A 24,585-nucleotide genomic window follows, 5' to 3' on the forward strand; every position below is an offset into this window, starting at 1 on the left:
CCGGCTGGGAGATCGACATTGTGCAGAAGACCAGTGCGGCTGGGCCGACCTAGCCCAGGACGTTGACCGCACGCGCGATCACCAAGCCCAGCGTGACGAGGGACAGCAGTGCCTGGACCGTCATGGCGAGCTTGACCCGCGGCGTGAGGGGCATGGTGTCGGTGGGGCTGAAGGCGGTCGAGTTGGTGAAGCTGACGTACAAATAGTCCATGAAAGACGGCGACCATGCAGGGTCGTCCGGCCGGTCCATGGTCATCTGCGGGAACAGCAGATCGGCGCGGCCGGAGGTCAAGGTACTCCGGGCATGCGGACCGCCGCGGTCCAGCTCCCAGAACACCAGACCGAAGAGGACGACGTTCGTCAGCCACACGCCGGCCGCGGCGTAGACGAGCTCCCGGCCGGTGGACACGTCGCCGACCAGCAGCTGGTGGACGACGCTGACAAGCGACAGCGCGTTCGTGGCGCCGATGACGGCGATCAGCACCAGCGACAGCGCGCGTGCGTCCCGCGACTTCCGGGTCAGCCGGCGCGGGTTCGCCGCGAGCAGGGCGGCGAGAAGTGCGAGCTCCAGCGCAGGCAACGCCCACCGCGGCCCGGTGGTGAGCCGCTCCGGGAGAACGGACGTCACCAAGGCGGCGACCAGGACGGCGGCGCCCGCGCCCCATCTCGACTCACCAATGGCGGCCGCTGCGCTCGCCGCGCCGGGTGCGTTTCCTGGATCGTTCGGCGGCTGTCCGGACATGGAGACATGGTGCACCCGCCACGGATGAGAACCGGGTGAGAGCACGCCCGAGCGAGCACGCTCGACGGTCGGCGGCGCTCATCGGCCTGACCGCCGACGACCGTTGTTCCCGGGCATCAGCCCCTGTCGTCACCCTTCCCGCGGACACCTCACCCGTCCGAAGGCCGCATGCCGTGCCTACGGGTCCCCGTCATGGCCCTCACGCGGGTGAGGTGTCATCCGGGCGCGTGCCGACGATGCCGGGCTGGCTGGGCGGCCGGAGCCCCCCGATGACACCCGGAGCAGCAGAAGAGCCGCAAGGGATCAGCGGGACCGGGCGACAGACCGGTAGTACCCGCGGGCCTGCTCGATGACCGCGGCCAGGTCCTCCCTATGCGCCGGCTCGTGGAAGACGCCGTGGTCGGCGACCAGCTTCTCCAGCCGCGCGAGCCACTCAAGGCACCAGCGGGCGTGGTCCGGGCGCGCCACCCGCTCCCCCGCGACGTCGACGTGGACCGGACTGGTGTGCGCCATGGCACGGTCGGCGAGGACCTCGGCATGCCCGCCGCCGTCGGCTACCGCCACCACGAACGTCGGTTCGGTCACGGCCAGCGTCGCCGCCAGCTCGGCCTCGCCATCGGTCGCGGCCGCCTCGGCGAGCACGCCGTCGGCGGTGTAGACGCGCAGCCGCTCCGCCCCCGGGCCGCGCACGTGTGCCCGGACCCGCAGCGTCGTCCCCGGCGCGACGTCGAGACGGCGGCCCGGCCCGTGGCCGTCCACGGTGAGCTCCAGCCACGGCCCGTTCGTCGCCACAGTCCGGCGGGCCCGGATCGCCTCCTTGAGGCCCTCGGTGCTGAGCGGCCCGTCCAGCCGGGCGTACATGCGGGCCCAGCCCGGCGGGTTGCCGAACGTCGCGGACCGGCTGACGGACAGCATGCTGTCCGAGCCAACGGTGGCCGCCAGCGGGATGCCGGCGCCGAGCAGGTGCCGGTACACCACGCCGGCCGCCCAGTCGTCGAGATTGGACACCACGTCCATGCCGTCGACCAGCCCGAGCGCGGCGTCGGCGACGAGCTCACGGCACTCGACCGACCGCGACAGCTCGAAGACGACGTCCGGCGGCGCGTCGTCGTCGAGCGGCGACTGCACCGGGTGGCAGTAGGCGGTGACGGCGTCCAGGCCACGGAAGTGCTCGAGCGCCACGCTGTTCGGCGGCCAGTCCTCGTCGGCGTCGCTGCCGGCGTGGCCGCTGTGGAAGTGCCGCGGCGCCGCGGCCGGGCCGGTGGCGTGGAAGTGCCCGAGCAGGTCGTTGCGGTACTCCACGCCCATCCGGGCCACCATGTCCGCCGTCGACCACGGCAGGTCCTCGCCCGGCCAGGCCTCCAGCGCCTCGCGGTCGTAGATCAGCGAGCTGGCCTCGTTCGCCGCGACGAGGTTCATGAAGTGCAGGCCCTCGCCGCACTGCATGAGCGCGGCGTCGGCGGGGCCGATGACGAGGTCGCACCCGTAGTTCATGTGCACGTGCAGGTCGGCGCCGTACCAGCCGTCGGCGGCGGGGTCGATCCACTGCTCCGGCTCCAGCTCCACCTCGACGGTGTCGCCCGGCGCCGCGCTGACCGTCGTCAGGGCCGGCCGGTACTCCAGGCCGCGAGTGGCCCGCACCAGCAGCGGGACGTCCGCGGGCACGTCCACGGTCACATCGTCGCCGTGGAAGAACGGCCGGTCGTGGTAGTCGAACTTGCGCGGCAGCCCGGCGGGGAACCGGCCGGTGCCGCGGTCGTCGACGACCGACCAGCGCACTGTGCGGCGCGAGCGCAGCCGCAGCCGCGCCGGGTCCGCGGGCGTCACCAGCCGCAGCGAGTGCGTCACGCCGGCGACGCTCACCGCGACGTCGCCGGCATCGGCCGTGAGCTCCAGCCGGACCAGCGCCGCACCGCCCGCCGGCACGTCGACCTCCACCTCGCCGACGCGGACCGGCAGCGCCGCCGGGCCGGCGGAGTCGACGAGCAGCGAGCGGCCGACGGCGTCGCCGCCCGGCAGCAGCCGGACCGGAGTGGCCGGATGCACCGTGACCGCGCCGTCGGCCCCGACGTGCACGACGGACAGCTCGGCGGGCCGGCCGTCGTCGGCGACGGCCCGCCGCACCCAGTCGGGGAACGCGGGCGAGTCGACCCAGCCGGGCTCGGACCAGAGGAGCGCCCAGAGCTCGCGGTGCCGGTGCTCGCCGAGGAACGGGCAGCGGCGCAGCACGATGCGGGTCCACACGTCGGTCCGGTCGCCCCACAACCCGTCTGGGTCCGCCCGGACCATGTCCTGGTAGCGCAGCAGCATCCCCGCGACGTCCGGCGGCAGCTCGAGCCCGCGCGGTGCCGTACAACACATCTCCGCCTCCGGATCCGCGCCCGCCCCGTGGGGCTCAGGCGCTCACGGTCTGGTACTGACAGCCCCGCGGGAAGTGGTCGACCGGCACGCCGGGAAACCGCGCGCGCAGGTGCTCGGCCGGCGCATCCCCCACTCCTCGCGGTGCCGTGGTTGACCACCATCAACGATAGGTCGCGGTCGACGACCCCTGGCATGTCGGCTGCGTGCGGAGCTCGTGCTACCTGCCGTGTCCGTCCCCCTCCAGCCATTCGGCGAACGTCGGGCCGGCGATGATGGCGTTCGGGCCGGGCAGGACCTGGCCCGACTCGTACAGGACGCCGTCCGCGTCGTCCGGGTCGCTGACGCCCTCGACCTTCACGGAGTCACCGTCCCTGGCGGCCAGCATGGCGCCCAGGTCGACCAGGTTCTCCACCCGCGGCCCGGCGATCTCCACCATGGACCGCGGTTGGTCGGTGGTCGCCAGATCGACGAGCGCCTCGGCGACGTTCCGCGCGGCGACCGGACATAACCGTTGTTGCTGAAACCGGAACGCGCGCAGAGGTGCTATCGCCGCGCTGGGCCCTGCCACCGGGCAGAGGGATCAAGGGCAGGGGCGGGTCATTCGGTGCGGCAGCGACGCCGACGAGGACGGCGGCGGCGATCAGCGCGGTCAGCGCCACAGACGGCCCCGCACAGCTGCCGCGCCCTCGTGGCGGCCGGATACGCTCAGCGTCCGATGAGCAGTTACGAGTTCCGCATCGACGGTCACCTGGACGCCCACCGGGATGCCGTGCTGGGCGACCTTCGCCCCGAACACCACGGCGACGGCACCACCACGCTGACCGGCCCGGTCGCCGACCAGGCAGCGCTGCACGACTTGCTGGCGCGGCTGCGCGACACCGGCACCACGTTGCTGTCGGTCCGCGCTCTCCCCGCCTCGACCCCCGGTGTGCTCCAGCGGATCGACTGGCCGGTCCGCACCGACCGCCTCACTCTCCGCCCCGGCCGCCCGGCCGACGCCGACCCCGTCTGGCACTACCGCCGCCTCGAGCCGGTGGCCCGGTGGCTCACCGAGCTGCCCGCAGACGCGGACGCCTTCCGCGCCCGGTTCGCGGCTCCCGAGCGGCTTGCCAAGACCCTGGTCGTGGAGCGCGACGGACACGTGATGGGCGACCTCATGGTCCGGGTCGAGGACGCCTGGGCCCAGGCCGAGGTGGCCGACGGCGCCCGCGCGGTCCAGGCGGAGCTGGGCTGGGTCTTCGACCCGGCCCATCAAGGTCAGGGCTACGCCACCGAGGCCGTACGGGAACTGCTGCGGCTCTGCTTCGTGGAGCTGGGCCTGCGCCGGGTCACCGCGCTCTGCTTCGCCGACAACGAGCCCTCCTGGCGTCTGATGGAACGGGTCGGCATGCGCCGCGAGTCGCACAACATCCGTGACTCGCTGCACCGCTCCGGCCGCTGGCTCGACGGCCTCGGCTACGCTCTCCTCGCTGAGGAATGGAACCGCCGCACCTGACATGTCAGCCGCCGCGGCACCCGCCTCATGATCATCGGCACCATCCGTACCATCCGGCCGCGATGTCGCCTCTCCTCTACGACCACACAGCCCGGGTCGACGTGACAAGACGTCGACGGCGTCTGCAGCGGCCTGGCTCGCGACCACGTCGCACCGGTAGCCTCGGTGCCACGACCATGACGACAAGCAGCCGGTCGCCGCAAGCGTCCGTCGCCGACGATCTCGTCGACGCCATCCCGCGACGGGTGTTCAAGCTGTGACGGCGTCGAAGGCCGACCGGCGCCCCCTGACCCGCGAGGGACTCGCGGCCGCCGGCGAGGTGCTGCCGGCGCCGCCGGAGCGGATCGTCCACCTCGGGTTGGGCGCCTTCCACCGCGCCCACCAGGCCTGGTACACCGCCCGCGCGGACGACGCAGCCGAGTGGGGCATCGTCGGGTTCACCGGCCGCTCGCCCGCCATGGCCGATCTCCTCGGCGCACAGGGCGGCGTCTACACGCTCGTCGAACGCAGGACCGACAGCGACCGGTTCTCGCACGTCGGCAGCGTCGTCGCCGCCGTGCCGGGCGATCGGCTGGACCGGTTCGTGGCCGCGGTGAGCGCGCCCACGACCTCAGTGGTCACGTTGACCATCACCGAGGCCGGCTACCGGCTGGCACCCGACGACGGCCCGGACCTGACCGATCCCGAGGTCGCCGCCGACCTCGAGTTGCTTGAGGATGCGTTCGCAGGCCGGACCGCGGCGCCGCCCCGGACGGTGCCGGCCAGGCTGCTGCTCGCGCTCGGCCGGCGGGCGCTGCTCCACGGGCCGCCGATCGCCGTCGTCTCCTGCGACAACCTGCCGTCGAACGGCCGGCGCCTGGCGTCCGTCCTGCTCGGCCTCGCCGAGGCGGTCTCGCCTGGCCTGGAGCGCGCCGTGGCCGACGGCGTCTCCTTCGTCAGCACCTCGGTCGACCGGATCACCCCGCGGCCGGACCAGGAGCTGGCGACCGCCGTGCGCGCGGCCACAGGGTGGGACGATGCCGCCCCCGTCGTCACCGAACCGTTCTCCGACTGGGTCCTGGAGGGTGAGTTCCCCGCCGGCCGACCGGCCTGGGAGACCGCCGGTGCCCGGTTCGTCGCCGACCTCGAACCGTACGAGCTGCGCAAGCTCTGGCTGCTCAACGGAGCACATCTCGTCCTCGCCTTCGGCGGGCTGTCACGGGGATACGCGACGGTCGCGGCGGCGGTCGCCGACGACGACTGCCGCGCGGCGGTCGAGCGGCTGTGGGACGACGCCGAGCAGCTTCTCCCCCGGCACGTCGACGTCCCGGGCTACCGTGCGTCGCTGCTCGGACGGTTCGGCAACCCGCGCATCGAGCACCGGCTGAGCCAGATCGCCGAGGACGGCCTCACAAAGCTCCGGATCCGGATCGTGCCGGTCGCCCTGCAGGAGCGGCGGGCGGGACGTCCCGCCCGCGGCTGCGCACAGGGCATCGCGTCGTGGATCGCAGCGCTGCTGCGCGGCATCGACCTGCCGGACGCCGGGCGTGCCGATGTCCGTCGTGCGCTCGGCGAGCCCGAGCCCGGCACAGCACTCCTGTCGCTTGCCTCCGAGCCGCTGGCCGCCGACCAAGCGTTCGCCGCGACGGTCTCGGCGGCGGTCCGGCAGTGGGGCACCCCGTGACACCTCCGGTCGTCGTCATGGGCGTGTCCGGCTCCGGGAGGTCGACGATCGGCGCGCTGCTCGCCGCCGAGCTGGGCACACGCTCGAACCGCTCAAGGCGGACGACGTCGCGAGCGGCGCTCTGCCGAACGTCTCAGCGCCGTGCTGCGACGTCGGCCCGCGTCGGGCGGCGCGACCGCATGACCAGCGAGATCGCCGCCCAGACGACCATGAGCACGAGAAGCACCAGCAGCCCCACGGAGACGGCTGAGGACGCGAAGACCGTGATATCCCCGTCGGAGAGCACGAGCGATCGCCGGAAGTTCGTCTCGAAGATCGGGCCGAGGATGAAGGCGAGCACGAGCGGTGCCGGCGGGATCCCGAGTTTGCGCAGCAGGTACCCCACGAGCCCGGCACCGATCATGACGGCCACGTCGAAGGGGTTGCCGTTGATGCTGTAGGCGCCGATCGCGAGGATGGCGACAGTGATCGTCGCCATGGTGCCCGGTGGGATCTGAGCGATCTTCACGAACACCGGCAGCAGCGGGATGTTCATGAGCGCGCCAGTCATGCGGCGTAAAGTAACACCATTGATTCGACAGGTGCAATCTTTAAGGTAGCCCCATGGCAGACTCGCGACCGAACTTCCTCTTCGTCATCACCGACCAGCAGCGGTTCGACACCATCAGCGCACTCGGCCATGAGCAGGCGATCACCCCGAACCTCGACCGGCTCGTCCGCGAGGGCACCTCGTTCACCCGCGCCTATGTGACCGCGCCGTCGTGCACGCCGTCGAGGGCCAGCCTGTTCACCGGCATGTACCCGCACAGCACCGGCGTCTGGCGCAACAACGACCGTTGGTCGCACTCCTGGGTCGAGCTGCTCGCCGAGCGCGGCTACCGGTGCGTCAACGTCGGGAAGATGCACACGATCCCGTACGAGACGCCGCTGGGATTCCACGAGCGGCACGTCGTGGAGAACAAGGACCGCAGCAACCCGCGGCTGCCGTTCTTCCTGGACCAGTGGGACAAGGCGCTGTGGACCGCGGGCGTGCCGAAGCCGGACCGGACGATCCTCCGCTCCCGGACCGACTACGCCGAGAGCCTCGGCGCGTTCGCGTGGGAAGGCCCGGAGGACCTGCACTCGGACAACTTCGTCGGCCGGCTCGCCGGGCTGTGGCTGGAGCGCTACACCGGCGCCGAGCCGTTCTTCCTCCAGGTCGGCTTCCCAGGACCGCATCCGCCGTACGACCCGACCCCCGAGTTCCTGGCGATGTACGACGACCGCGACGTCGAGCCGCCGCACATGACGGCGGCGGACCTGGCGAGTCAACCGGCCGCTCTGAAGGAGCTCCGGCGGGACCACCTCACGGTCGACCACGACGGGATCGTCCATCTGGAGAACCCGTCACGGGAGCAGCTCGAGCGGCAACGCCGTCACTACCTGGCGAACGTCACCATGATCGACCACCAACTCGGGCTGTTGATCGACGCGCTCGACGCTCGTGGCGTCCTCGACGACACCGTCGTCGTGTTCACGTCCGACCACGGGGACTGCCTCAATGACCACGGACACAGCCAGAAGTGGACGATGTACGACCCGAGTGTCCGTGTCCCCGCGATCATCTGGAACCCCGCGCCGGGTCGCCGGCGGCCGGCAGCTCGACGGCCTCACCTCGGTCATGGACCTGGGACCGACGGTGCTGGACCTGGCCGGCATCGAGCCGCCGGAGTGGATGGAGGCACAGTCGCTCGTGCCCGCGCTCACCGGGACCGGATGGGCCGGACGGGAGTACGTCTTCGCCGAGCACGCGCGCGATCGCATCCTGACCGGCACCGCCCTCATGACGATGGTGCGCGACGACTCGATGAAGCTGGTCGCGTTCGTCGACTCCGACGAAGGACAGCTCTTCGACCTGGAGGCGGATCCGCACGAGGAAGTGAACCTCTGGGACGATCCCGCCTATGCGGCGGACCGCTCCCGGCTGCTCGGCGCGATCACCCGCTGGCGCGCCGAGAGCGAGCTGCACACGGCCTCGTGGGCCATGGCCTTCCGCTGACCGCCCTGACGTGGCCGCCGGCCTCAGCCGGCGGTCACGTCGTCCGCATGCAGCGCGGCACCGATGCCGGAGCGGACGTCGCTGAGGATGCCGAGCATCGCCGCCTCGGCTGCCGCGCCGTCACCGTCGGCGATGGCCAGCATGACGGCCTCGTGCAGGTCCATCGCGGCCGGCACCGGATACGCATGGCTGTGACCGTGCAGCGGCCGTTCGGACACTGCCTCGATCACCGGTTCGATCAGCGCCACGTACATCTCGTTGTGGCTGGCGCGCAGCACCGTGCGATGGAACGCGATGTCCGCCGCCAGATAGCGGTCGAGCCGGCCCGCCTCGCCGAAGACCCGCATCTCGCCGGCCGCCTGACGCAGCGCGTCCTTCTCGTCCTCCGTCGCCCGCGCCGCGGCGAGATGGGCCGCGAACGGCTCGATGCCGATGCGCAGCTCCGTCAGCGAGCGCAACTGCGCCGGGCGGTGCTCCGAGTCCAGGCGCCACCGGATGACCCGGCGATCGAACACGTGCCACGACTCCGGCGGCTGGACCACGATGCCGTGGCGCCGCTCCGACGTCACCAGGTGCATCGCCTCGAGGATGCGCATGCCCTCGCGGGCCACCGTGCGCGACACGTCGAACCGCTCCTGAATGCCCTCCAGCGTCAGCGCCGTGCCGACGGGAATCCGCCCGCTCACGATGTCCGCGCCCAGCGCGTTCACGACGCCCGAGTGCAGGACCGTCGCCACCATCACTTCCCCCTCACGATCCGGTTCCGCCACTCCACTTCGCCGAGCAGGGCTCGAGCGTTGTGTTCGATGAGTGCCGCGTACCCCAGCGGCCGTCCGCCCGCCGCGTGCGGAGACACGATGACACTTGGCAACTCCCACAGCGGCGAGTCGGCTGGGAGCGGCTCGGTCTCGAAGACGTCGAGCGCCGCCCCTGCGATCGCCCCTCTCCGCAGCGTGTCGATCAGGGCGCCCTCGTCGAGGACCGTGCCACGGCCGACGTTGAGGATCCAGGCCGTCGGCCGCAACAGGGCGAGCCGATCGGCGCCGACGAGTCGCCGGGTCGCGTCGCCGCCCGGGAGCGCGAGCACGAGGACGTCGACGGTGGGCAGCAGCGCGTCGACATCAGCATCGTCCACAACGTCGAAGCCGTCGCGCCGGCCCTTGCTGCGAGCGATGCCGATGACGTCGGCGCCGAGCATGGACAGGTAGCCGGCCAGCGTGCGCCCGATCCCGCCGAATCCCCAGACCGCCACGCGGCGCCCTCGCAGCGTGCTGAACTCCGGCGCGTCGTCACCGGGCTGCCGGCCGCCCCGGTCACTCCACTCGTGCCGCAGCTGCGCGTCGCGCAGCAGGTCCAGCCGTCGTGCCGCGGCGAGGAGGAGCGCGAGCGCATGCTCGGCCACCGGACGGTCGTGGAGCCCGGCACCCGAGGTGAGTACCACGTCCGAGCCGAAGCCCGCCTCCGAGACCTGCTCGGCTCCGGCACCGAGGGACTGCACCCACCGCACCCGCGTCATCCGCTGCGCCGCCGACCGCACCCATTCACGCGAGTTTCCCCACACCACCAGGGCGTCGGCCTGCTCGAGCCGGGCGTCGACAGGTGCCGTCACGTCATAGATCTCCGCACTGATCCCCTGCGGCAGCGCGAACCGGCCGTCGAGCGTGTTCGGGACCATGAGCCGGAGATCCATGGTGCGTTTCACGCTCCTCGACGGGGTGGGCGGGAGATCAGGTAAAAGGTAGCACCTTTGATCGCTCGCTCCGCCGTCACGCGACTCACCACTCGCAGGTGACCGGACGAGTCCGCCGCGACTGGCGGCGGGTGGGACCAGCCGCGGTCTGCTTGACGCCTACCCCAGTCGCCCCGGAGCCGTCTGAAACCCGGTGTTCCCGCTCTTACCTCGCGGCTCGGCCAGTCGTGCGGATCCGCCCGATCACCTCTCCCTACCGACCGGACGGCCCGGCCCGACGTGACAATGCGTCGGCGGGGTCTGCCGCGGCCTGGCTCGCGACCACGTCGCACCGGTAGCCTCGGTGCCACGACCATGACGACGAACAACCGGTCGCCGCAGGGTCTCCTCGGACGGCGAAACGAGTCCCAAGCCCTCGACGACCTGTTGGCCGGCGTCCAGGGCGGCCTCAGCGCGACCGTCGTCCTGCACGGCGAGGCCGGCGTCGGCAAGACCGCGCTTCTCGAGTACGTCCAGCTGCGAGCATCCGGCTGCGGCGCGAGAACCGCCGGGCCGACGCCAGGGAGCACCTGGGCCTCGCCCACGAGCTGCTGAGTCAGACCGGTGCCGACGGCTTCGCCGAACGCGCCCGGCGCGAGTTCGAGGCGACCGGGGCCGTCGTCCCCCGCCAGACGGTCCGCCCCAGCACGACGCTCACCCCGCAGGAGGCCCAGATCGCCCGGCTGGCCGGCGAGGGTCTGACGAACCCGGAGATCGGTGCGCAGCTCTTCCTCAGCCCGCACACCGTCGAATGGCAACTGCGCAAGGTCTTCGCCAAGCTCGGCATCACCTCCCGCCGGCAGATCCGCGCCACGCTGGGCCAGCGGGCCTTGGCGTAGGGGTTCCCGGGCGGCGCGCAGTACGTGCACGACAGGTCATGGACGCGAGGTCCGGCCCGGTCGCTTCTCGACGCCGCTCTCGGCTGCCGCGGCTTCTGCCTTGGCGTCCTCGACCGCCGCTTCGGCCTGCTGGGCGACCTGGTCCGCGGCCGCAGCGGCGTCGGCGGAGAGCCGGTCGCCGGCGGTGAGTTCGCGGTGCCCGTCGTGGTCGAGCTCGGCCGGCCGATCGCCGCCGCCGTGGTCGGCCGCCGGCGGGGTGACGGTGCCTGCGTGGCCGCCGAAGGCGCTGGTGACGGAGCGGATCGCCTCGGTGAGCTCGCCGGGGATGACCCAGAACGTGTTGTTGCCGCCGTCGGCGAGGTGCGGCAGCGTCTCGAGGTACTTGTAAGCGAGCACCTTCGGGTCGGCGTCGTTCTGATGCACCGCCTGGAAGACCCGCTCGATGGCCCGCGCCTCACCGTCGGCCCGCAGGATCATGGCCTGCTGATGCCCTTGCGCCTCCAGGATCTCCTGCTGCCGGGTGCCCTCAGCCGTGAGGATCTTCGACTGCCGCTCCCCCTCGGCATGCAGGATCACCGCACGCTTGTCGCGCTCGGCGCGCATCTGCTTCTCCATGGCCTCCTTGATGGTGGACGGCGGGTCGATCGCCTTGATCTCGACCCGGTTCACCCGGATGCCCCACTTCCCGGTCGCCTCGTCGAGGACCGTGCGCAGCTGGGCGTTGATCACCTCGCGGGAGGTGAGCGTCTTCTCCAGATCCATGCTGCCGATGACGTTGCGCAGCGTGGTGACCGTGAGCTGGTCGATCGCCTGCAGGTAGTTCGCCACCTCGTACGCCGCGGCGCGTGGGTCGGTGATCTGGTAGTAGAGCACCGTGTCGATGTTCACCACCAGGTTGTCCTCGGTGATCACCGGCTGCGGCTGCGACGAGAACACGTGCTCGCGCACGTCCAGCTTGGTGTTGATGCGGTCGACCATCGGGATGATGAAGTTCAGGCCTGGCTGGAGCGTCGTGCGGTAACGGCCGAACCGTTCGACGTTGTAGCGACGCGCCTGAGGCACCACCCGCACGGTCGACGCCACCCCGAACACCACCACGGCGACGATGACGATGATGAGCACCAAGAGTTCCATGTCTCCTCCGTGGTCGTCTCAGGGCAGCAGCTCCCGGGGGTACACGATGGCCGTGGCGCCCTCGATCTCCATGACGTCGACCACCGCTCCGGCCGGGATGACGTGGTCGTCGTCCAGGGCGCGCGCCGACCACATCTCACCCGACAGCTTGATGAGCCCGTGGTCGGCGGTGACCTCCTCGACCACGACGGCCTTCTTGCCGATCAACGCGTCACTGCCCTCGCTGGTCAGCGGCGGATGGCTCATGTGCTGCCGGGCGACCGGACGGACGACCAGCAGTCCGGCCGCGCCCGCGAGGGCGAACGCCGCGATCTGCAGGAGCCAGGGTCCGCCCAGTCCTGCGACGACGGCCGCCACGAGTGCCGCACCGGCGAGCAGCCCGAACGCGAACGTGAGCGTGAAGAACTCCGCCGCGCCCAGCGCCGCGGCCACCAGCAGCCACACGATCCACGACATCGAACCGACCTCCCGGGCATCCAGGACGGTTCCTACCAATCTAGCTCGGCGGACGCCCCGTTCAGCAGGGCCGGCACCGGATTGTGACCGACGGCGGCAGCCGACGCGACGTCACTGCGTGAACGGGTCCTTGCCGGCGGCGACGGCGGAGAGCAGCGCGGCGGCGGCCAGCACCTCCTCGACCGGCGCCGCCTCGCCGTCGTCGTACCCGAGGTCCGCCGCCGTCGCCGCACTGCTCGTGGCGACGGCCGGGAAGCCCGCGGCTTCGACCATCCGGGCCGAGGCCGCGTCCAGCGCGTTCGGCAGGACGAGCGGGGTGCCCGGCACGTGCAGAGCGCGGAGCCCGTTCCCGGACCCGGCCAGTCGCTCGGCCCGAACGGCCCCGCCGGGCAGGCACGGCGCCTCGCCGAGGCGTTGTTGTCGGCCGCCGCACCGCGACAGGCCTGACGCGCACTCCGTCGTCTGGAAATGAGCTCTTCAGCTGTCCCGCGTTGATCTTGGAGTTGTTCGGCCATCGCGGCATGAAATGTCCGATAGATGGCCGAACAACTCCAAGATCAACACCAGGGAGTGCACCGCGGGTAGTGGCGCCGTACCGTCCAGGCCGGGCCCGACCGTGTCACCGGTACCGGCCGGTGGGGTCCTTCTCCGCGGCCGACAGGTCGCGCAACAGCCGGGCGATGTGGGAGCGGCCGGCGGCCTCGGCCAGCACGGGGTCGCCGGACTCCAGGGCGTCGACGATCCGGCGGTGCTCGGTGACGGCGAGCGGCATGCCGCCGGGCGAGCGGTGCGTCGTGTACATCGCCAGCCGGATCTGCTGCTGGAGCACCTCGAGCTGAGCGGTCAGCCGGCTGTTGCCGGCGAGCTCGCGGACCCGAGCGTGGAACCGCATGTCCAGGTCGTAATGGCGCTCGACGTCGCCGGCCTCCACGGCCGCGACGTGCTGCGCCAGCAGGTCGCGGAGCGCCGCGATGTCGCCGTCGTGGGCCCGCTGGCTGGCCAGCCGGCACGCGAGCCCTTCGAGCGCCTCGCGGACCTCATAGATCTCGACCAGCGACTCCGCGTCGAGGTCCGCCACGACGGCGCCCTTGTTCGGTTCGACGTGGGCGAGGCCCTCGTAGGCGATGCGGGCGATCGCCTCGCGGGCCGGGCTGCGGCTCACCCCCAGCCACTCGGCGACGTTCGGGACCGACAGGCGGGTCCCGGGTGCCAGCTCGTGTCCGAGGATCGCCTCGCGCAGCGCGAGGTAGGCCCGTTCGGCGAGCCCCTGCTCGCGCTTGCTCGTCTCCGTCGTCATCGCCCCTCCGCTCGACGTTGCATGTAATCTAGCGCGCCCGACGCCCAAAAGGCGAGATTCCACGCCGATTCCTCTTGCAATTGCATGCAGTCCTTCGTAACGTCGCGGACACACCGTCGACCGAAAGGGCGCGTAGATGACCACGACCACCGTCACTCGCTCCGCCCCTCGACGCCGCCGGCCGGCCGCCGGCGCCGTGAGCGGAACCTCCCGGCGCGTCGCCCTCGGCGTGCTCGGCGCCGCCATCGCGGTCGCGATCTGGTACCTGGTCGCCGTCTCCGGCATCGTCTCCGGGCGGGGTGTGCCCCGTCCCGACGAGGTGCTGTCGGCCGGCTGGGTGCTGTTCACCGAGCAGGATCTGCTGTTCGACATCCGGGTGAGCATGACCCGCGTCTGCATCGGTGTCACCATCGGCTCGCTGCTCGCGCTGCCCGTCGGCTTCCTGCTGGCCTGGTATCCCACCCTGCGTGCCATGGCCGAACCGCTGGTCAACTTCTTCCGCGCGCTGCCGCCCATCGCACTGGTGCCGCTGGTCATCGTCTACTTCGGCATCGGCGAGAACGCCCGCATCTCGATCCTCGTCTACGCGTCGTTCTTCGCCGCGGTGATCGTGCTGTTCGAGGGCATCTCCAGCATCGACCCGCTGCTCGTCCGGGCCACTCGCGTGCTCGGCGCCAACCCGTGGGAGGTGTTCGCCCGGACGGTCGTGCCAGCGTCGGTGCCCCACCTGTTCACGGCCGTCCGCGTGGCGCTCGGCGTCTCGTGGGCCACCGTCGTCGCCGCGGAGCTGGTGGCCGCCCAGCGGGGCCTCGGCGCTGCCATCCAGGACGCCGCGACGTTCTACCGCATCCCCGACATGTATGTCGGCATCGCCATGATCGGCGCGACCGCGCTGCTCATGGACCTCGTCCTCAAGCTCGTCCAGTCCCGGCTCACCACTTGGCAGGAGAAGACGCGATGACCCTCACCGCCGAGGCGAACCACGCGACGACGTCGGACCGCATCGTCTTCGATCAGATCGGCAAGCACTACGCCCGGGGCGGCGATCACCTGCAGGTGCTCGACCAGTGCTCGTTCACCGTCGAGCCCGGCGAGTTCGTGTCGGTGATCGGGCCGTCCGGCTGCGGCAAGACCACGCTGCTCAACATGGCGGCCGGGTTCACCGCGCCCGACGACGGGACGGTGCGGGTCGGCGACGCCGTCGTGACCCGTCCACATCCGTCCCGCGGGGTGGTGTTCCAGCAGTACGCGATCTTCCCGTGGCTCACCGTGGCCAAGAACATCGAGTTCGGCCTGACGCTGCGGGCCAACCGCCGGCCGCGCGCCGAGCGGCAGCGGGTGGTGCGCCGCTACCTGGAGCTGATGGGCCTGGAGCCGTTCGCGTCGGCCTACCCGAAGGAGCTGTCCGGCGGCATGCGCCAGCGGGTGGCCATCGCCCGGGCCTACGCCACCGACCCGCAGGTGCTGCTGATGGACGAGCCGTTCGCCGCGCTCGACGCCCAGACGCGCGAGCGCATGCAGGAACTGCTGCACGAGACCCAGCTCACCGAGCGGCGCACCGTCCTGTTCATCACGCACAGCGTCGAGGAGGCGATCTTCCTCTCCCACCGCGTGGTCGTGCTGTCGGCACGGCCGACCGGCGTACGCGAGGTGGTCGACATCGCCATCCCCGCGCCGCGGCCGGCCGAGACGCGGCTGTCGCCCCGGTTCGTCGAGCTGCGGCGGCGGATGGAGGGCCTGCTGCGCTCGGAGTCCACGGAGGCTGAGGGGGGCCCGCGATGACGGCGCGAGCGCCGCGACGCCGGCGATTCGCGGCCGCCGTCGCCGCCGTCACAGGCGTGGCGCTGCTGTCGTCGTGCGCGCTGGAGAGCAGCGGCCCCACCACCAGCGACGACGGCCTGGCCGTCGTCAGGGTCGGCTACCTGCACACCGTCGCCGTCGACTCCCACATGTGGCTCGGCACCGAGGAGGCGATCTTCGCCGAGCACGGTGTGCAGCTGGAGCCGGTCGCGTTCGACACCGGGACCGCGCTGAGCCAGGCGCTGTCCGGCGGCTCGGTGGACGTCGCGATCATGGGCGCGGTGCTGTCCAACTTCCCGGCGCAGGGGGCCGGCACCGTCTTCCTCGCCAATGACGTCGAGTTCGACACCGCGCAGCTGTGGGTCGACCCGTCGTCGGGCATCCGCTCCGTCGCGGACCTCGCCGGCCAGCAGGTGATGACGGCCACCGGCACCACCGCCCACGTGTACCTGCACAACGCGCTGAAGCAGGAGGGCGTCGACCCGGCCGACGTGAGAGTCGTCAACGCGGACATGCCGTCGGCCGTCACGGCGTTCGTCGCCGGGCAGGTGCCGGCCGTCGTGCTGTGGGTGCCGTTCGACGAGACCGTGCGCAACGAGAAGCCCGACGCCGAGCTGATCAGCTCGGCGAAGGACTACTACCCGGAGTCGTCCATCATCGGAGGCTGGGTGGCCAACGACGACTTCTACGAGTCCGACCACGACACCCTCGTCAAGATCGCGGCCGCCTGGCTCGACGTCAACCATCGGCTGCTCGAGGACACCGAGGCGGCGATGACGACCGTGCACGAGGCCGCGTACGCCGACAGCCAGGAGCTGGAGGACACGCTGCGGCAGTTCGAGTTCTCGCGCCTGTACCCCAACGACGAGTGGGCGCGCATGTACGAGTCCGGCGAGCTCGAGGACAGCATCGGCGCCGTCGAGCAGATCTTCGTCGAGCTGGGCGGCATCGACGAGTACGTCGAGCCGGGCGAGTTCGTGGACACCGGGATCCTCCTGGACGCCTACGCCGAGTGGAAGGAACAGTGAGGGAGCAGTGATGACACAGCAGATCCGAGTCCTCGGTCTGGGCACCATGGGCGGCCGCGCCGCCGCCGGGGCGGTCGCCGCGGGCTACGACGTCCTCGGGTACGACCCCTCCCCCGCCGCGCGCGACGCGGCCGCCGCGGCCGGCGTCCGGGTGAGCGACGACGCCGCCGCCGTGGTGGTCGACGCCGACCTCGTGCTGGTGTCCGTGCCGCGCCCGGAGCACGTCCGCGCACTCGCCACCGAGGTGCTGGTCAAGGCCCCGGCCGGCGCGGTCGTCGTGGATCTGTCGACCATCGACCCGGCCACGGCCCGCACCGCCGCCGGCCACCTCGCCGAGCACGGTGTCACCTACGTCGACGCGCCCGTCCTCGGCCGCCCCGCCGGATGCGGGTCGTGGACGCTGGTGTGCGGCGGGCCGGCGGAGTCGATCGACGCGGTGCGGCCGCACCTCACCGCCACTGTCGCCGCGAGGGTGGTCCGGGTCGGCGACACCGGCGCCGGCTCGGTGGTGAAGATCGCCAACAACCTCATGTTCGGCGCCATCAACGCCGTCACGGCGGAGGCCATCACGCTGTGCCGGCGCAACGGCGTGGACGGCCGCGTCTTCGTCGACACCGTCGCCGAGTCCGGCGCCGCCACGGTCTCGAACCTGTTCAAGGAGATCGCGCCGAAGATGGTGACCGGCGACGACGATCCCGCCTTCGCCCTGGAGCTCCTGGCCAAGGACAACCGGCTGGCACTCGACCTGGCAGAGACGTCGGGCTCGCCGGCGCCGCTCGCGCGCGCCGTCGTCGACGTCAACGAGCTGGGCCTGGAGCACGGGCTGGGGCCGCGCGACAGCGGCGCACTGGTGCGCGCCTACGCCGAGGCCGGGGGCGCCCGTTGAGTGCGGGCGACGTCCTGACCATCGAGCGGCTGCGCGTCACCATCCTCTCCGCCCCGATCACCGGCCCGGTGGACATGTCGTTCGGGCAGCTCAGGGACCGGCGGGCGTGCCTGGTCGAGGTCGACGCCGACGGCGTGACCGGGGTCGGCGAGAGCTGGATCAACTACCCGTCCTGGGCGCAGGCCGAGCGGCTGGCCACCTACTGCGACGGCGTCGCCCCGCTGCTGCTGGGCACCGACGGCGCCGACCCGGGCGCGGTGCTGCGGCGGCTGGCCGACCGGCTGTTGCCGATCGGACGCCAGGCCGGCGGCGCCGGGCCGATCTGGCAGGCGATCAGCGGCGTCGACATCGCGTTGTGGGATCTCGCCGGCAAGGTCGCCGGTCTCCCCGTCCACCGGCTGCTCGGCGGAACGACGGCGACGGGGACGGCGGCGGGCGGCGCCGGAGTGCTCGCCTACGCCAGCGGCATCGGGCCGACCGACGTCGAGGCGCTGTGCGACGTGGCCCTCGCCGACGGCTACCGCGCGGTGAAGACCAAGCTCGGGTTCGGCACCGAGCGCGACGAGCGGACGCTGTCGGTCACCCGGTCCCGCATCGGCGCCGGCGTCGAGCTGTTCGCCGACGCCAACCAGGCCTGGGACGTCGCCGCGGCCGTGCAGATCATGCCGATGCTCGCGGCGCACGGCGTCCGGTGGATCGAGGAGCCCCTGTCCGGGGACCGGGTCGAGGACCTGCAGAAGCTGGCGGCCGACAGCGACGTCCCGCTCGCGACCGGCGAGAACGTCTACGGCCTCGACGCGTTCGAGGCCTGCATGGATTCCGCCGCCGTCGCGCTCGTGCAGCCCGACCTCGCCAAGTCCGGCGGCTTCACCGTCGCCCGCGAGGTGACCCGGTACGCGGCCGCGTCCGGACTGCGGGTTGCGCCGCACTGCTACTCCAGCGCCGTCGGCGTCGCGGCCAGCGCCCACCTGGCGGCCGCCTTCGACACCGTCGACTGGGTGGAAGCCGACGTGCGGCCCAACGCGCTGCGCACCGACCTGCTCACCACGCCGCTGGGCTGGGAGGACGGCGCGTTGTGCGTGCCCGAAGCGCCCGGGCTGGGCATCGAGCTCGACCCCGCCACCGTCGCCCGGTTCCGCATCCACGAGGAGGAGCGAACCATCCATGACCGCTGAGCCCCGCACCCTCATCCCGGCTCCCGGCACCACGGCCCCCGGCGCGCGGATCGCCGGCGCCGGCGTCGACGGCGACCCGCACGAGCTGCCCGACCCGGCCACCGGCGAGACGCTGGCGGCCGTCGGCTGGGTCGACCCCGCGACGGCCGAGGACGCCGCCCGCGCCGCGCACGAGGCGCTCCCCGGCTGGAGCGCGACGCCGGCCCGCGACCGCGCCGCCGCCCTGCGCGCGATAGCCGCCGATCTGCGCGCCGACACCGCCGCGTTCGCCGCCGTGATCAGCGCCGAGTCGGGCAAGCGGCTGAGCGAGGCGACCGCCGAGGTCGGCTTCTCCGCCCGGTACTTCGACTGGTTCGCCGACGCCGCGACGATGCCCCGCGACGAGGGCGTCGTGACCCCGCAGCGCCGGTTCACCGTGTCGCGCCGGCCGGTCGGCGTCATCGCGGCGGTGAGCCCGTGGAACTTCCCGTTGTCGATCCCGGCGCGCAAGGTCGCTCCGGCGCTGGCCGCCGGGTGCACCGTCGTGCAGAAGGCCTCGGAGCTGACCCCGCTGACCAGCCTCGCGTTCACCGAGCTGTGCGAGCGCCGTCTGCCCGCCGGCGCGGTCAACGTCGTGGTCGGCGACGGCGAGAAGCTGACCACCGCGCTGGTCGACTCCGAGCTCGTCGCCGCGGTGACGTTCACCGGCTCGACGCCGGTCGGCGCGTCGGTCGCGGCGCGCGCCATGCGGTCGATGACCCGCGTGACGATGGAGCTGGGCGGCAAGGGCCCGTTCGTCGTCACCGAGCGGGCCGACCTCGGCGTCGCGCTCGAGGCGCTCCTGGTGGCGAAGTTCCGCAACAACGGCGCGTCGTGCATCGCGGCCAACAACGTGTTCGTGCACGAGTCGGTGTACGACGAGTTCGTCGGCGCGCTGCGGTCCAGAATCGTGTCGCTGACCTGCGGCGCGCCGTCCGACCCCGCCGTCGACGTCGGCCCGCTGCTGCGGCCCGCGCACGTCGAGCGCCTGGAGCGGCTGGTAGCCGAAGCGGAGGGCGCCGGGTGCGCCGTCGCCCGCGCACCGCTGACCACCACCCGGGGCTATTTCGTCGCGCCCACGCTCCTCGAGGCGACGGCCGACGTACGGCTCTGGCACGAGGAGATCTTCGGCCCGGTGTGCGCCGTACGCCCGTACGCCGCCGAGGACGACGTCGTCGCGGAGGTCAACGGCTGGCGCACCGGGCTGGGCGGCTACGTGATGTCCGCCGACGCCGAGCACGCCGCGCGGCTGGCCGGGCGCCTCGATATCGGCATCGTCGGCGTCAACAACGGCGCGCCCAACACCCCCGAGGTCCCGTTCGGCGGCTTCGGCCGCGCCGGGCTCGGCCGGGAGGGCGGGCTGTCCGGGCTGTACGAGTTCACCGAGGAGCAGACCGTCTCGTTCGCCCGCTGACGCCGTCCGCGCGCCGCCGACCCTGCCTCAGGGGAGGTCGGCGGCGCAGCGGAAGCCGATGTTGCCGGTGGAACTGTCGGGGGTGTTGCTGGTGCGCGCCGCGACCCGGTAGCGGTTGCAGTAGGAGTCGTGGCACAGGTGGCTGCCACCGCGGGTGACGCGGGCCTCACCGGACGGCGGACCGTGCGGGTCGACCCGGGTCTCAGGGCGCTCCTCGGCGTGCCAGGTGGTGGACCACCAGTCCGAGCACCACTCCCACACGTTCCCGGCGACCTCGTACAACCCGTAGCCGTTCGGCGGGTACGACTTCGCCGGCGCCGTCCCCGGATACCCGTCGTCGGCGGTGTTCACCGTCGGGAAGCGGCCCTGCCAGATGTTGCACCGCCACCGGTTCTTCGGCACCAGCTCGTCGCCCCACGCGTACTTGGCCCGCTCCAGGCCACCGCGCGCCGCCAGCTCCCACTCGGCCTCGGTGGGCAGCCGCTTCCCCGCCCATGCGGCGTAGGCGGTGGCGTCGTTCCACGACACGTGCACCACCGGGTGCTGCGGCCGGGTCGTCACATCGGACCCCGGACCCTCCGGCGCCTTCCAGTACGCACCGTCGACCGCCCGCCACCACGGCGCCGCCGGTACCGTCGCGTCCATCACATGTGCACGCTGCTCGGGCCCGATGAACAGGTGGAACACGAAGGACCAGCCGAACCGCTCGGCCTCCGTCACGTACCCGGTGGCTTTGACGAACGCGGCGAACTGCCGGTTCGTCACCGCCGTGGCGTCGATGAGGAACGGCGACACCGTCACCGCCCGCACCGGTCCCTCACCGTCGTCGGGGAACGCGTCGGGGTCGTCCCCGCCCATCCAGAACTGCCCGCCCGCGATGCGCACCATCCCCCGCGCCACCTCTGCCGCAGCACGCACCGGCGGGACGAACGACAGCTCCACCGGCTGCGCCGAACCCCCATGACCGGCCGACGGCGCGCAACACCCGGACATCAACCCTCCTCGCTCGCGCGCCCGTGGCGGGCGCTCCCGGACACCATCATCCCCTGTGTCACAAACGTCGCCGGTGCCCGGTCGTACCTGACAACCAGATCGGGAATGGAGCGATGATGACGGAATCCGTGGACAGGCCGGAGCTCGAACGCGAGGTCCGGGAGGAGTTGGGGCTGGTCGAGTCCAGCCACCCCGAGGACGTGATGGGGCAGCCGGTGGCGCAGTGGCGGTTCGACCCGTCCGACGCCGAGGAGTACGAGACGGTGCTGAAGGGAGTCCTCGCCGCGGCCGAGAACGCCGACGCGGCCGGCGAGCAGCCTCCTGGCGCGTGAGCCGGTCTCAATACCAGAACACCTCGGCGGGGATGCTCCTCGGCACGTCGTTGTCGCCGTCGTGATGCAGGAACACCAGGCGCTGCCCCTCGGGATCCCAGGCGCTCAGCACCGTGATGGCGTCCTCGGTGAGCACGCGCCTGGTGGTCCGGCCCGTCAGCCGCTTCGCCCGCTGTTCGACGTCGTCCAGGTGCTCCATGGTGGGCAGGCGCCACACCAGCGCCTGCACCGTGCGGTCGGTGACGTGCTGGACGTGCCGCTCCCGCATGGCGAGGGTCGCGGTGCCGCTCCGGGTGGCGAGGACGACGGCGTCCGGCGTACGGCGCGCCACCTCCAGGCCCAGCAGCTGTGTGTAGAAGGCGATCGCGCGGCCGAGGTCGCCGACGTGGAGCACGGCCGCCTGTAGGTGCACGCCTGCGTCATTCATGGTGCCCCAACCGTATCGATGGTGTCCCCCACAAGGTACGACCGGGCAGCGCCGCGATCCGTGACACACGACGACCTCGCACACGCACCGTGGCGGCGGCCACGGACCCCACGGACCCCACCACGGGCCGGCCCACGGCCTTTCCGGGGCGCGACCGCGCCACCCGAAGGGCGACGTTGGTGTCCGACGGCGCCACCACGAGGCCGCCGACGCACATCCGCAGGAGGCACAGGTGGTCACGCAGGTGCTGGAGGCCGATCACGACCTGGACCGGGCGACGTCGATCTTCCTGGACCAGCGGGCTCGGCTGTTCACGATCGCATATCGCGTACTGGGCAACGCGGGTGAGGCCGAGGACGTCGTGCAGGAGGCGTGGCTGCGCTGGCAGCGCACCGACCGGACGGTCGTCCTCGATCCGTCGGCGTTCCTCGCGACGACGGTCACCCGGCTCGCCATCAACGTCGGCCAGTCAGCCCGGAGGCGTCACGAGGTCGACGTCGGCCCGGACCTGCCCGAGCGGCCCGACCACGACAGCGGTCCCGACGTCCACACGGAGCGGCGGGAAGCGGTCGAGCTGGCGATCGAGCTGCTGATGGCGAAGCTGACGCCGACCGAGCGCGCCGCCTATGTGCTGCGTGAGGGATTCGCCTACCCCTATCGCCAGATCGCCGAGGTGCTGCACCTCGGCGCCGCCAACGCGCGGCAGATCGTGCGGCGCGCACGCCGGCGTCTCTCGTCCGAACGGCGGGCGCCGGTGGACGCGGCGAGCCGGAGCCGCCTCGTGCAGGTCTTCCTCGCCGCCGCGCGCGCTGGCAACGTCACCGACCTGGAGCGGCACCTCGCCCGGGAGACCGCCGGAGCTCGCCGGGTCGGCGCCCAGGTACCACTACGACCGCGCAGCACCGCCGCTCGTGACGGCGCCGGCTGTCACGCCGCGCCGCGCTGTCCGGTCTTACGCGGTGAGCCGAGCCCACAGAAAGGCAAACCCATGAGCAGACCCGTCCTCGAGCCCGCGGCGCAGGCCTTCGCCGACGCCGCCGCCACACCGCCCCTGCTGTACGAACTCGGGCCCGAGCGCGCCCGCAAGCTGCTCGACGACATCCAGGCCGCTCCCGTCGAGAAGCCCGACGTCGACGAGAAGTGGATCACCCTCCCCACGGAGGCCGGAGACGTGCGGGTGCGCATCGTCCGGCCGGTCGGCGCCGCCGGACCACTGCCCGCCGTCCTGTACGTCCACGGCGGCGGCTGGATCCTCGGCAACGCCGGCACGCACGACCGGCTGGTCCGCGAGCTGGCCGTCGGGGCGGAGGCCGCCGTCGTGTTCGTCGAGTACGACCGCTCGCCCGAGGTCCGCTACCCGATCGCGATCGAGCAGGCCTACGCCACCGCGCGGTGGATCACCGAGCACGGCGCCGGCGAGGGCCTCGACGCCTCGCGCCTCGCCGTCGCCGGCGACTCCGTCGGCGGCAACATGACCGCCGCGCTGACGATCCTCGCCAAGCGGCGCGGCGACGTGACGTTCGTGCACCAGTCGCTGTACTACCCGGTCACCGACGCCGGGCAGGACACCGAGAGCTACCGCGAGTTCGCCGACGGACCACACCTCACCGCCAAGGCCATGGCGTGGTTCTGGGACGCCTACGTGCCCGAGATGGACAAGCGCGACGAGATCACCGTGTCGCCGCTGCGGGCCACCGTCGAGGAGCTCGCCGGACTGCCCGAGGCCTTCCTGATCGTGGACGAGAACGACGTCCTGCGCGACGAGGGCGAGGCTTACGGCCGCAAGCTCACCGCGGCCGGCGTCCGCACCACCAGCGCCCGCTACAACAGCACGCTGCACGACTTCATGATGCTCAACCCGGTCCGCGGCACGGCCGCCTCGACCGCAGCCGTCGAGCAGGCGATCCACGTCCTGCGCAGGGCGCTCGGCCACGACTAGCGCGCAGCCGCCACCGTCCCTGTCACCGTCCAGAACCTCATCCGAATCTCACGAGAAGAGCAGTCCCATGACCGAGCAGAAACCGACCATCGTCCTCGTCCACGGAGCCTTCGCCGAGTCCGCCAGCTGGTCCGGCGTCGTCGAGCGGTTGCAGGCGCGATCGTTCGACGTCGTCGCGGCCGCCAACCCGCTGCGCAGTCTGCCGGGCGACGCCGCCTACGTCCGCGACGTGATCGCCTCGATCGACGGGCCCGTCGTGCTCGTCGGCCACTCCTACGGCGGCATGGTGATCACCGAGGCGGCCGCCGGCAGCGACACCGTGGCCGCCCTCGTCTACGTCTGCGCGTTCGCGCCGGACCACGACGAGTCCGCGTTCGGGCTGTCGACCAAGTTCCCAGGCGGCACGCTCGGCGAGGCGCTCACCGCATACCCGGTGTCGACCGGCGGCAACGAGCTCGCCATCCGGCCGGACGCCTTCCACCACCAGTTCGCCGCCGACGTCTCACCCGCCCAGGCCGCCCTGATGTGCGCGACCCAGCGCCCCGTGACGGAGCTCGCCCTCACGGCGGGACTGCCCACGGACACGCCGGCCTGGCAGTCGATCCCGTCGTGGTTCGTCTTCAGCGACCAGGACCTCAACATCCCGGTCGAGCTGCACCGCTACCTGGCGGACCGGGCCGGTGCCAAGGGGACCCGCGAGATGCGCGGCGCGTCGCACGCGCTCAGCGTCTCGGAGCCCGACGCCGTGACCGCGTCGATCCTCGACGCCGTCAACGCCGTCGCGGCGTAACGCAGGCCCTCGTCAACCCCAACCAGGAG

At 72.2% G+C, this 24,585-nt stretch carries 23 protein-coding genes and 4 pseudogenes; 15 read left to right on the forward strand and 12 right to left on the reverse strand.

Going from position 1 to position 24,585, the window contains the following annotated elements; genetic code table 11:
* Nucleotides 1-49 precede the first annotated feature (49 nt).
* The 3 genes from E1262_RS14360 to E1262_RS14370 all read right to left on the reverse strand — a co-directional run bounded on the left by E1262_RS14360 (nt 50) and on the right by E1262_RS14370 (nt 3,539).
* Nucleotides 50-742 (reverse strand): DUF1345 domain-containing protein, encoded by a 693-nt coding sequence (locus tag E1262_RS14360; RefSeq protein ID WP_132103821.1) that lies wholly within the window; start codon nt 740-742, stop codon nt 50-52.
* Between the two features lie 303 nt (nt 743-1,045).
* Nucleotides 1,046-3,103, reverse strand: a complete 2,058-nt coding sequence (locus E1262_RS14365; protein ID WP_132103822.1) for a CehA/McbA family metallohydrolase — start codon at nt 3,101-3,103, stop codon at nt 1,046-1,048.
* A gap of 217 nt (nt 3,104-3,320) precedes the next feature.
* Nucleotides 3,321-3,539 carry a hypothetical protein gene (locus E1262_RS14370; RefSeq protein WP_132103823.1) on the reverse strand — a complete coding sequence of 73 codons (219 nt, stop codon included), beginning with the start codon at nt 3,537-3,539 and terminating at the stop codon, nt 3,321-3,323.
* A gap of 279 nt (nt 3,540-3,818) precedes the next feature.
* On the opposite strand from E1262_RS14370, the gene E1262_RS14375 reads away from it, so the two are divergent.
* Together E1262_RS14375 and E1262_RS14380 are read left to right on the forward strand one after the other, a co-directional pair.
* Nucleotides 3,819-4,598, forward strand: a complete 780-nt coding sequence (locus E1262_RS14375; protein WP_203453868.1) for a GNAT family N-acetyltransferase — start codon at nt 3,819-3,821, stop codon at nt 4,596-4,598.
* A gap of 256 nt (nt 4,599-4,854) precedes the next feature.
* Nucleotides 4,855-6,261 carry a mannitol dehydrogenase family protein gene (locus E1262_RS14380; protein ID WP_203453869.1) on the forward strand — a complete coding sequence of 469 codons (1,407 nt, stop codon included), beginning with the start codon at nt 4,855-4,857 and terminating at the stop codon, nt 6,259-6,261.
* 133 nt (nt 6,262-6,394) lie between these two features.
* Here the strand turns inward: E1262_RS14380 and E1262_RS14385 are convergent, their stop codons facing one another.
* Nucleotides 6,395-6,811 (reverse strand): tripartite tricarboxylate transporter permease, encoded by a 417-nt coding sequence (locus E1262_RS14385; RefSeq protein ID WP_132103824.1) that lies wholly within the window; start codon nt 6,809-6,811, stop codon nt 6,395-6,397.
* 53 nt (nt 6,812-6,864) lie between these two features.
* Between E1262_RS14385 and E1262_RS32105 the strand changes: the two are divergent.
* A pseudogene (locus tag E1262_RS32105) lies at nt 6,865-8,299 on the forward strand (sulfatase family protein).
* Nucleotides 8,300-8,322: 23 nt separating this feature from the next.
* On the opposite strand, the gene E1262_RS14395 reads toward E1262_RS32105, so the two are convergent.
* Both E1262_RS14395 and E1262_RS14400 read right to left on the reverse strand, forming a co-directional pair.
* On the reverse strand, nt 8,323-9,039 hold the full coding sequence (locus E1262_RS14395; protein ID WP_132103825.1) for a FadR/GntR family transcriptional regulator: 717 nt from the start codon (nt 9,037-9,039) through the stop codon (nt 8,323-8,325).
* Entirely contained in the window at nt 9,039-9,989 is a 951-nt protein-coding gene (locus E1262_RS14400; protein ID WP_132103826.1) for an NAD(P)-dependent oxidoreductase, read from the reverse strand. The genes E1262_RS14395 and E1262_RS14400 overlap by 1 nt, the downstream gene beginning before the upstream one ends.
* A gap of 354 nt (nt 9,990-10,343) precedes the next feature.
* Between E1262_RS14400 and E1262_RS14405 the strand changes: the two genes are divergently transcribed.
* Complete coding sequence (locus E1262_RS14405) at nt 10,344-10,583, forward strand: AAA family ATPase (protein WP_162605908.1); 240 nt, start codon at nt 10,344-10,346, stop codon at nt 10,581-10,583.
* A pseudogene (locus E1262_RS32110) lies at nt 10,520-10,867 on the forward strand (helix-turn-helix transcriptional regulator); the annotation flags it as partial. The gene E1262_RS14405 and the pseudogene E1262_RS32110, both read left to right, overlap by 64 nt.
* Nucleotides 10,868-10,903: 36 nt before the next feature.
* Here the strand turns inward: E1262_RS32110 and E1262_RS14415 are convergent.
* From E1262_RS14415 to E1262_RS14430, 4 genes and pseudogenes are all read right to left on the reverse strand, one after another.
* Nucleotides 10,904-12,001 carry an SPFH domain-containing protein gene (locus E1262_RS14415; RefSeq protein ID WP_132103828.1) on the reverse strand — a complete coding sequence of 366 codons (1,098 nt, stop codon included), beginning with the start codon at nt 11,999-12,001 and terminating at the stop codon, nt 10,904-10,906.
* An 18-nt stretch (nt 12,002-12,019) separates the two neighbouring features.
* On the reverse strand, nt 12,020-12,457 hold the full coding sequence (locus tag E1262_RS14420) for an NfeD family protein (RefSeq protein ID WP_132103829.1): 438 nt from the start codon (nt 12,455-12,457) through the stop codon (nt 12,020-12,022).
* A 147-nt stretch (nt 12,458-12,604) separates the two neighbouring features.
* Nucleotides 12,605-12,850: pseudogene (locus E1262_RS14425) on the reverse strand (isocitrate lyase/phosphoenolpyruvate mutase family protein); the annotation flags it as partial.
* Between the two features lie 226 nt (nt 12,851-13,076).
* Nucleotides 13,077-13,754 (reverse strand): GntR family transcriptional regulator, encoded by a 678-nt coding sequence (locus E1262_RS14430; RefSeq protein ID WP_162605909.1) that lies wholly within the window; start codon nt 13,752-13,754, stop codon nt 13,077-13,079.
* A 136-nt stretch (nt 13,755-13,890) separates the two neighbouring features.
* On the opposite strand from E1262_RS14430, the gene E1262_RS14435 reads away from it, so the two are divergent.
* The 6 genes from E1262_RS14435 to E1262_RS14460 are packed head-to-tail and all read left to right on the forward strand — an operon-like array spanning nt 13,891 to nt 20,075.
* A complete protein-coding gene (locus E1262_RS14435) occupies nt 13,891-14,715 on the forward strand; it encodes an ABC transporter permease (protein ID WP_132103831.1) in 825 nt (274 codons plus the stop codon).
* Entirely contained in the window at nt 14,712-15,536 is an 825-nt protein-coding gene (locus tag E1262_RS14440; RefSeq protein WP_132103832.1) for an ABC transporter ATP-binding protein, read from the forward strand. The genes E1262_RS14435 and E1262_RS14440 overlap by 4 nt, the downstream gene beginning before the upstream one ends.
* A complete protein-coding gene (locus E1262_RS14445; RefSeq protein WP_132103833.1) occupies nt 15,533-16,582 on the forward strand; it encodes an ABC transporter substrate-binding protein in 1,050 nt (349 codons plus the stop codon). Before E1262_RS14440 ends, E1262_RS14445 begins: the two co-directional genes overlap by 4 nt.
* 10 nt (nt 16,583-16,592) lie before the next feature.
* Nucleotides 16,593-17,468, forward strand: a complete 876-nt coding sequence (locus tag E1262_RS14450) for an NAD(P)-dependent oxidoreductase (RefSeq protein WP_132103834.1) — start codon at nt 16,593-16,595, stop codon at nt 17,466-17,468.
* Nucleotides 17,465-18,643 (forward strand): mandelate racemase/muconate lactonizing enzyme family protein, encoded by a 1,179-nt coding sequence (locus tag E1262_RS14455; protein WP_132103835.1) that lies wholly within the window; start codon nt 17,465-17,467, stop codon nt 18,641-18,643. The genes E1262_RS14450 and E1262_RS14455 overlap by 4 nt, the downstream gene beginning before the upstream one ends.
* Nucleotides 18,633-20,075, forward strand: a complete 1,443-nt coding sequence (locus tag E1262_RS14460) for an aldehyde dehydrogenase family protein (RefSeq protein WP_132103836.1) — start codon at nt 18,633-18,635, stop codon at nt 20,073-20,075. Before E1262_RS14455 ends, E1262_RS14460 begins: the two co-directional genes overlap by 11 nt.
* Nucleotides 20,076-20,102: 27 nt before the next feature.
* Here the strand turns inward: E1262_RS14460 and E1262_RS14465 are convergent, their stop codons facing one another.
* Nucleotides 20,103-21,068 carry a formylglycine-generating enzyme family protein gene (locus E1262_RS14465; RefSeq protein WP_132103837.1) on the reverse strand — a complete coding sequence of 322 codons (966 nt, stop codon included), beginning with the start codon at nt 21,066-21,068 and terminating at the stop codon, nt 20,103-20,105.
* Nucleotides 21,069-21,184: 116 nt separating this feature from the next.
* Between E1262_RS14465 and E1262_RS14470 the strand changes: the two genes are divergently transcribed.
* Nucleotides 21,185-21,400, forward strand: coding sequence for a hypothetical protein (locus tag E1262_RS14470; RefSeq protein WP_132103838.1), 216 nt, complete (start codon nt 21,185-21,187; stop codon nt 21,398-21,400).
* 7 nt (nt 21,401-21,407) lie between these two features.
* On the opposite strand, the gene E1262_RS14475 is transcribed toward E1262_RS14470, so the two are convergent.
* On the reverse strand, nt 21,408-21,827 hold the full coding sequence (locus tag E1262_RS14475) for a VOC family protein (protein WP_132103839.1): 420 nt from the start codon (nt 21,825-21,827) through the stop codon (nt 21,408-21,410).
* A 244-nt stretch (nt 21,828-22,071) separates the two neighbouring features.
* On the opposite strand from E1262_RS14475, the pseudogene E1262_RS32115 reads away from it, so the two are divergent.
* The 3 genes and pseudogenes from E1262_RS32115 to E1262_RS14485 all read left to right on the forward strand — a co-directional run.
* Nucleotides 22,072-22,551, forward strand: a pseudogene (locus tag E1262_RS32115) (sigma-70 family RNA polymerase sigma factor); the annotation flags it as partial.
* Between the two features lie 264 nt (nt 22,552-22,815).
* The gene (locus E1262_RS32120; RefSeq protein ID WP_420810529.1) at nt 22,816-23,766 is read left to right on the forward strand and encodes an alpha/beta hydrolase; all 951 of its coding nucleotides are present in this window, start codon (nt 22,816-22,818) and stop codon (nt 23,764-23,766) included.
* Nucleotides 23,767-23,833: 67 nt separating this feature from the next.
* Nucleotides 23,834-24,556 carry an alpha/beta fold hydrolase gene (locus tag E1262_RS14485; RefSeq protein ID WP_132103841.1) on the forward strand — a complete coding sequence of 241 codons (723 nt, stop codon included), beginning with the start codon at nt 23,834-23,836 and terminating at the stop codon, nt 24,554-24,556.
* Nucleotides 24,557-24,585: the final 29 nt, after the last annotated feature.

This window comes from Jiangella aurantiaca, assembly GCF_004349105.1.
Lineage (GTDB): Bacteria > Actinomycetota > Actinomycetes > Jiangellales > Jiangellaceae > Jiangella > Jiangella aurantiaca.

Bases quoted from the DNA above. Each gene is read 5' to 3' on its own strand.
- E1262_RS14445 (WP_132103833.1), top strand. From the start codon at position 15,533: ATGACGGCGCGAGCGCCGCGACGCCGGCGATTCGCGGCCGCCGTCGCC.
- E1262_RS14485 (WP_132103841.1), top strand. From the start codon at position 23,834: ATGACCGAGCAGAAACCGACCATCGTCCTCGTCCACGGAGCCTTCGCC.
- E1262_RS14395 (WP_132103825.1), bottom strand. From the start codon at position 9,039: ATGGTGGCGACGGTCCTGCACTCGGGCGTCGTGAACGCGCTGGGCGCG.
- E1262_RS14430 (WP_162605909.1), bottom strand. From the start codon at position 13,754: ATGACGACGGAGACGAGCAAGCGCGAGCAGGGGCTCGCCGAACGGGCC.
- E1262_RS14440 (WP_132103832.1), top strand. From the start codon at position 14,712: ATGACCCTCACCGCCGAGGCGAACCACGCGACGACGTCGGACCGCATC.
- E1262_RS14360 (WP_132103821.1), bottom strand. From the start codon at position 742: ATGTCCGGACAGCCGCCGAACGATCCAGGAAACGCACCCGGCGCGGCG.
- E1262_RS14375 (WP_203453868.1), top strand. From the start codon at position 3,819: ATGAGCAGTTACGAGTTCCGCATCGACGGTCACCTGGACGCCCACCGG.
- E1262_RS14435 (WP_132103831.1), top strand. From the start codon at position 13,891: ATGACCACGACCACCGTCACTCGCTCCGCCCCTCGACGCCGCCGGCCG.
- E1262_RS14370 (WP_132103823.1), bottom strand. From the start codon at position 3,539: ATGGTGGAGATCGCCGGGCCGCGGGTGGAGAACCTGGTCGACCTGGGC.
- E1262_RS14415 (WP_132103828.1), bottom strand. From the start codon at position 12,001: ATGGAACTCTTGGTGCTCATCATCGTCATCGTCGCCGTGGTGGTGTTC.
- E1262_RS14450 (WP_132103834.1), top strand. From the start codon at position 16,593: ATGACACAGCAGATCCGAGTCCTCGGTCTGGGCACCATGGGCGGCCGC.
- E1262_RS14465 (WP_132103837.1), bottom strand. From the start codon at position 21,068: ATGTCCGGGTGTTGCGCGCCGTCGGCCGGTCATGGGGGTTCGGCGCAG.
- E1262_RS14405 (WP_162605908.1), top strand. From the start codon at position 10,344: ATGACGACGAACAACCGGTCGCCGCAGGGTCTCCTCGGACGGCGAAAC.
- E1262_RS14400 (WP_132103826.1), bottom strand. From the start codon at position 9,989: ATGGATCTCCGGCTCATGGTCCCGAACACGCTCGACGGCCGGTTCGCG.
- E1262_RS32120 (WP_420810529.1), top strand. From the start codon at position 22,816: ATGAGCAGACCCGTCCTCGAGCCCGCGGCGCAGGCCTTCGCCGACGCC.
- E1262_RS14475 (WP_132103839.1), bottom strand. From the start codon at position 21,827: ATGAATGACGCAGGCGTGCACCTACAGGCGGCCGTGCTCCACGTCGGC.
- E1262_RS14460 (WP_132103836.1), top strand. From the start codon at position 18,633: ATGACCGCTGAGCCCCGCACCCTCATCCCGGCTCCCGGCACCACGGCC.
- E1262_RS14470 (WP_132103838.1), top strand. From the start codon at position 21,185: ATGACGGAATCCGTGGACAGGCCGGAGCTCGAACGCGAGGTCCGGGAG.
- E1262_RS14420 (WP_132103829.1), bottom strand. From the start codon at position 12,457: ATGTCGTGGATCGTGTGGCTGCTGGTGGCCGCGGCGCTGGGCGCGGCG.
- E1262_RS14365 (WP_132103822.1), bottom strand. From the start codon at position 3,103: ATGTGTTGTACGGCACCGCGCGGGCTCGAGCTGCCGCCGGACGTCGCG.
- E1262_RS14385 (WP_132103824.1), bottom strand. From the start codon at position 6,811: ATGACTGGCGCGCTCATGAACATCCCGCTGCTGCCGGTGTTCGTGAAG.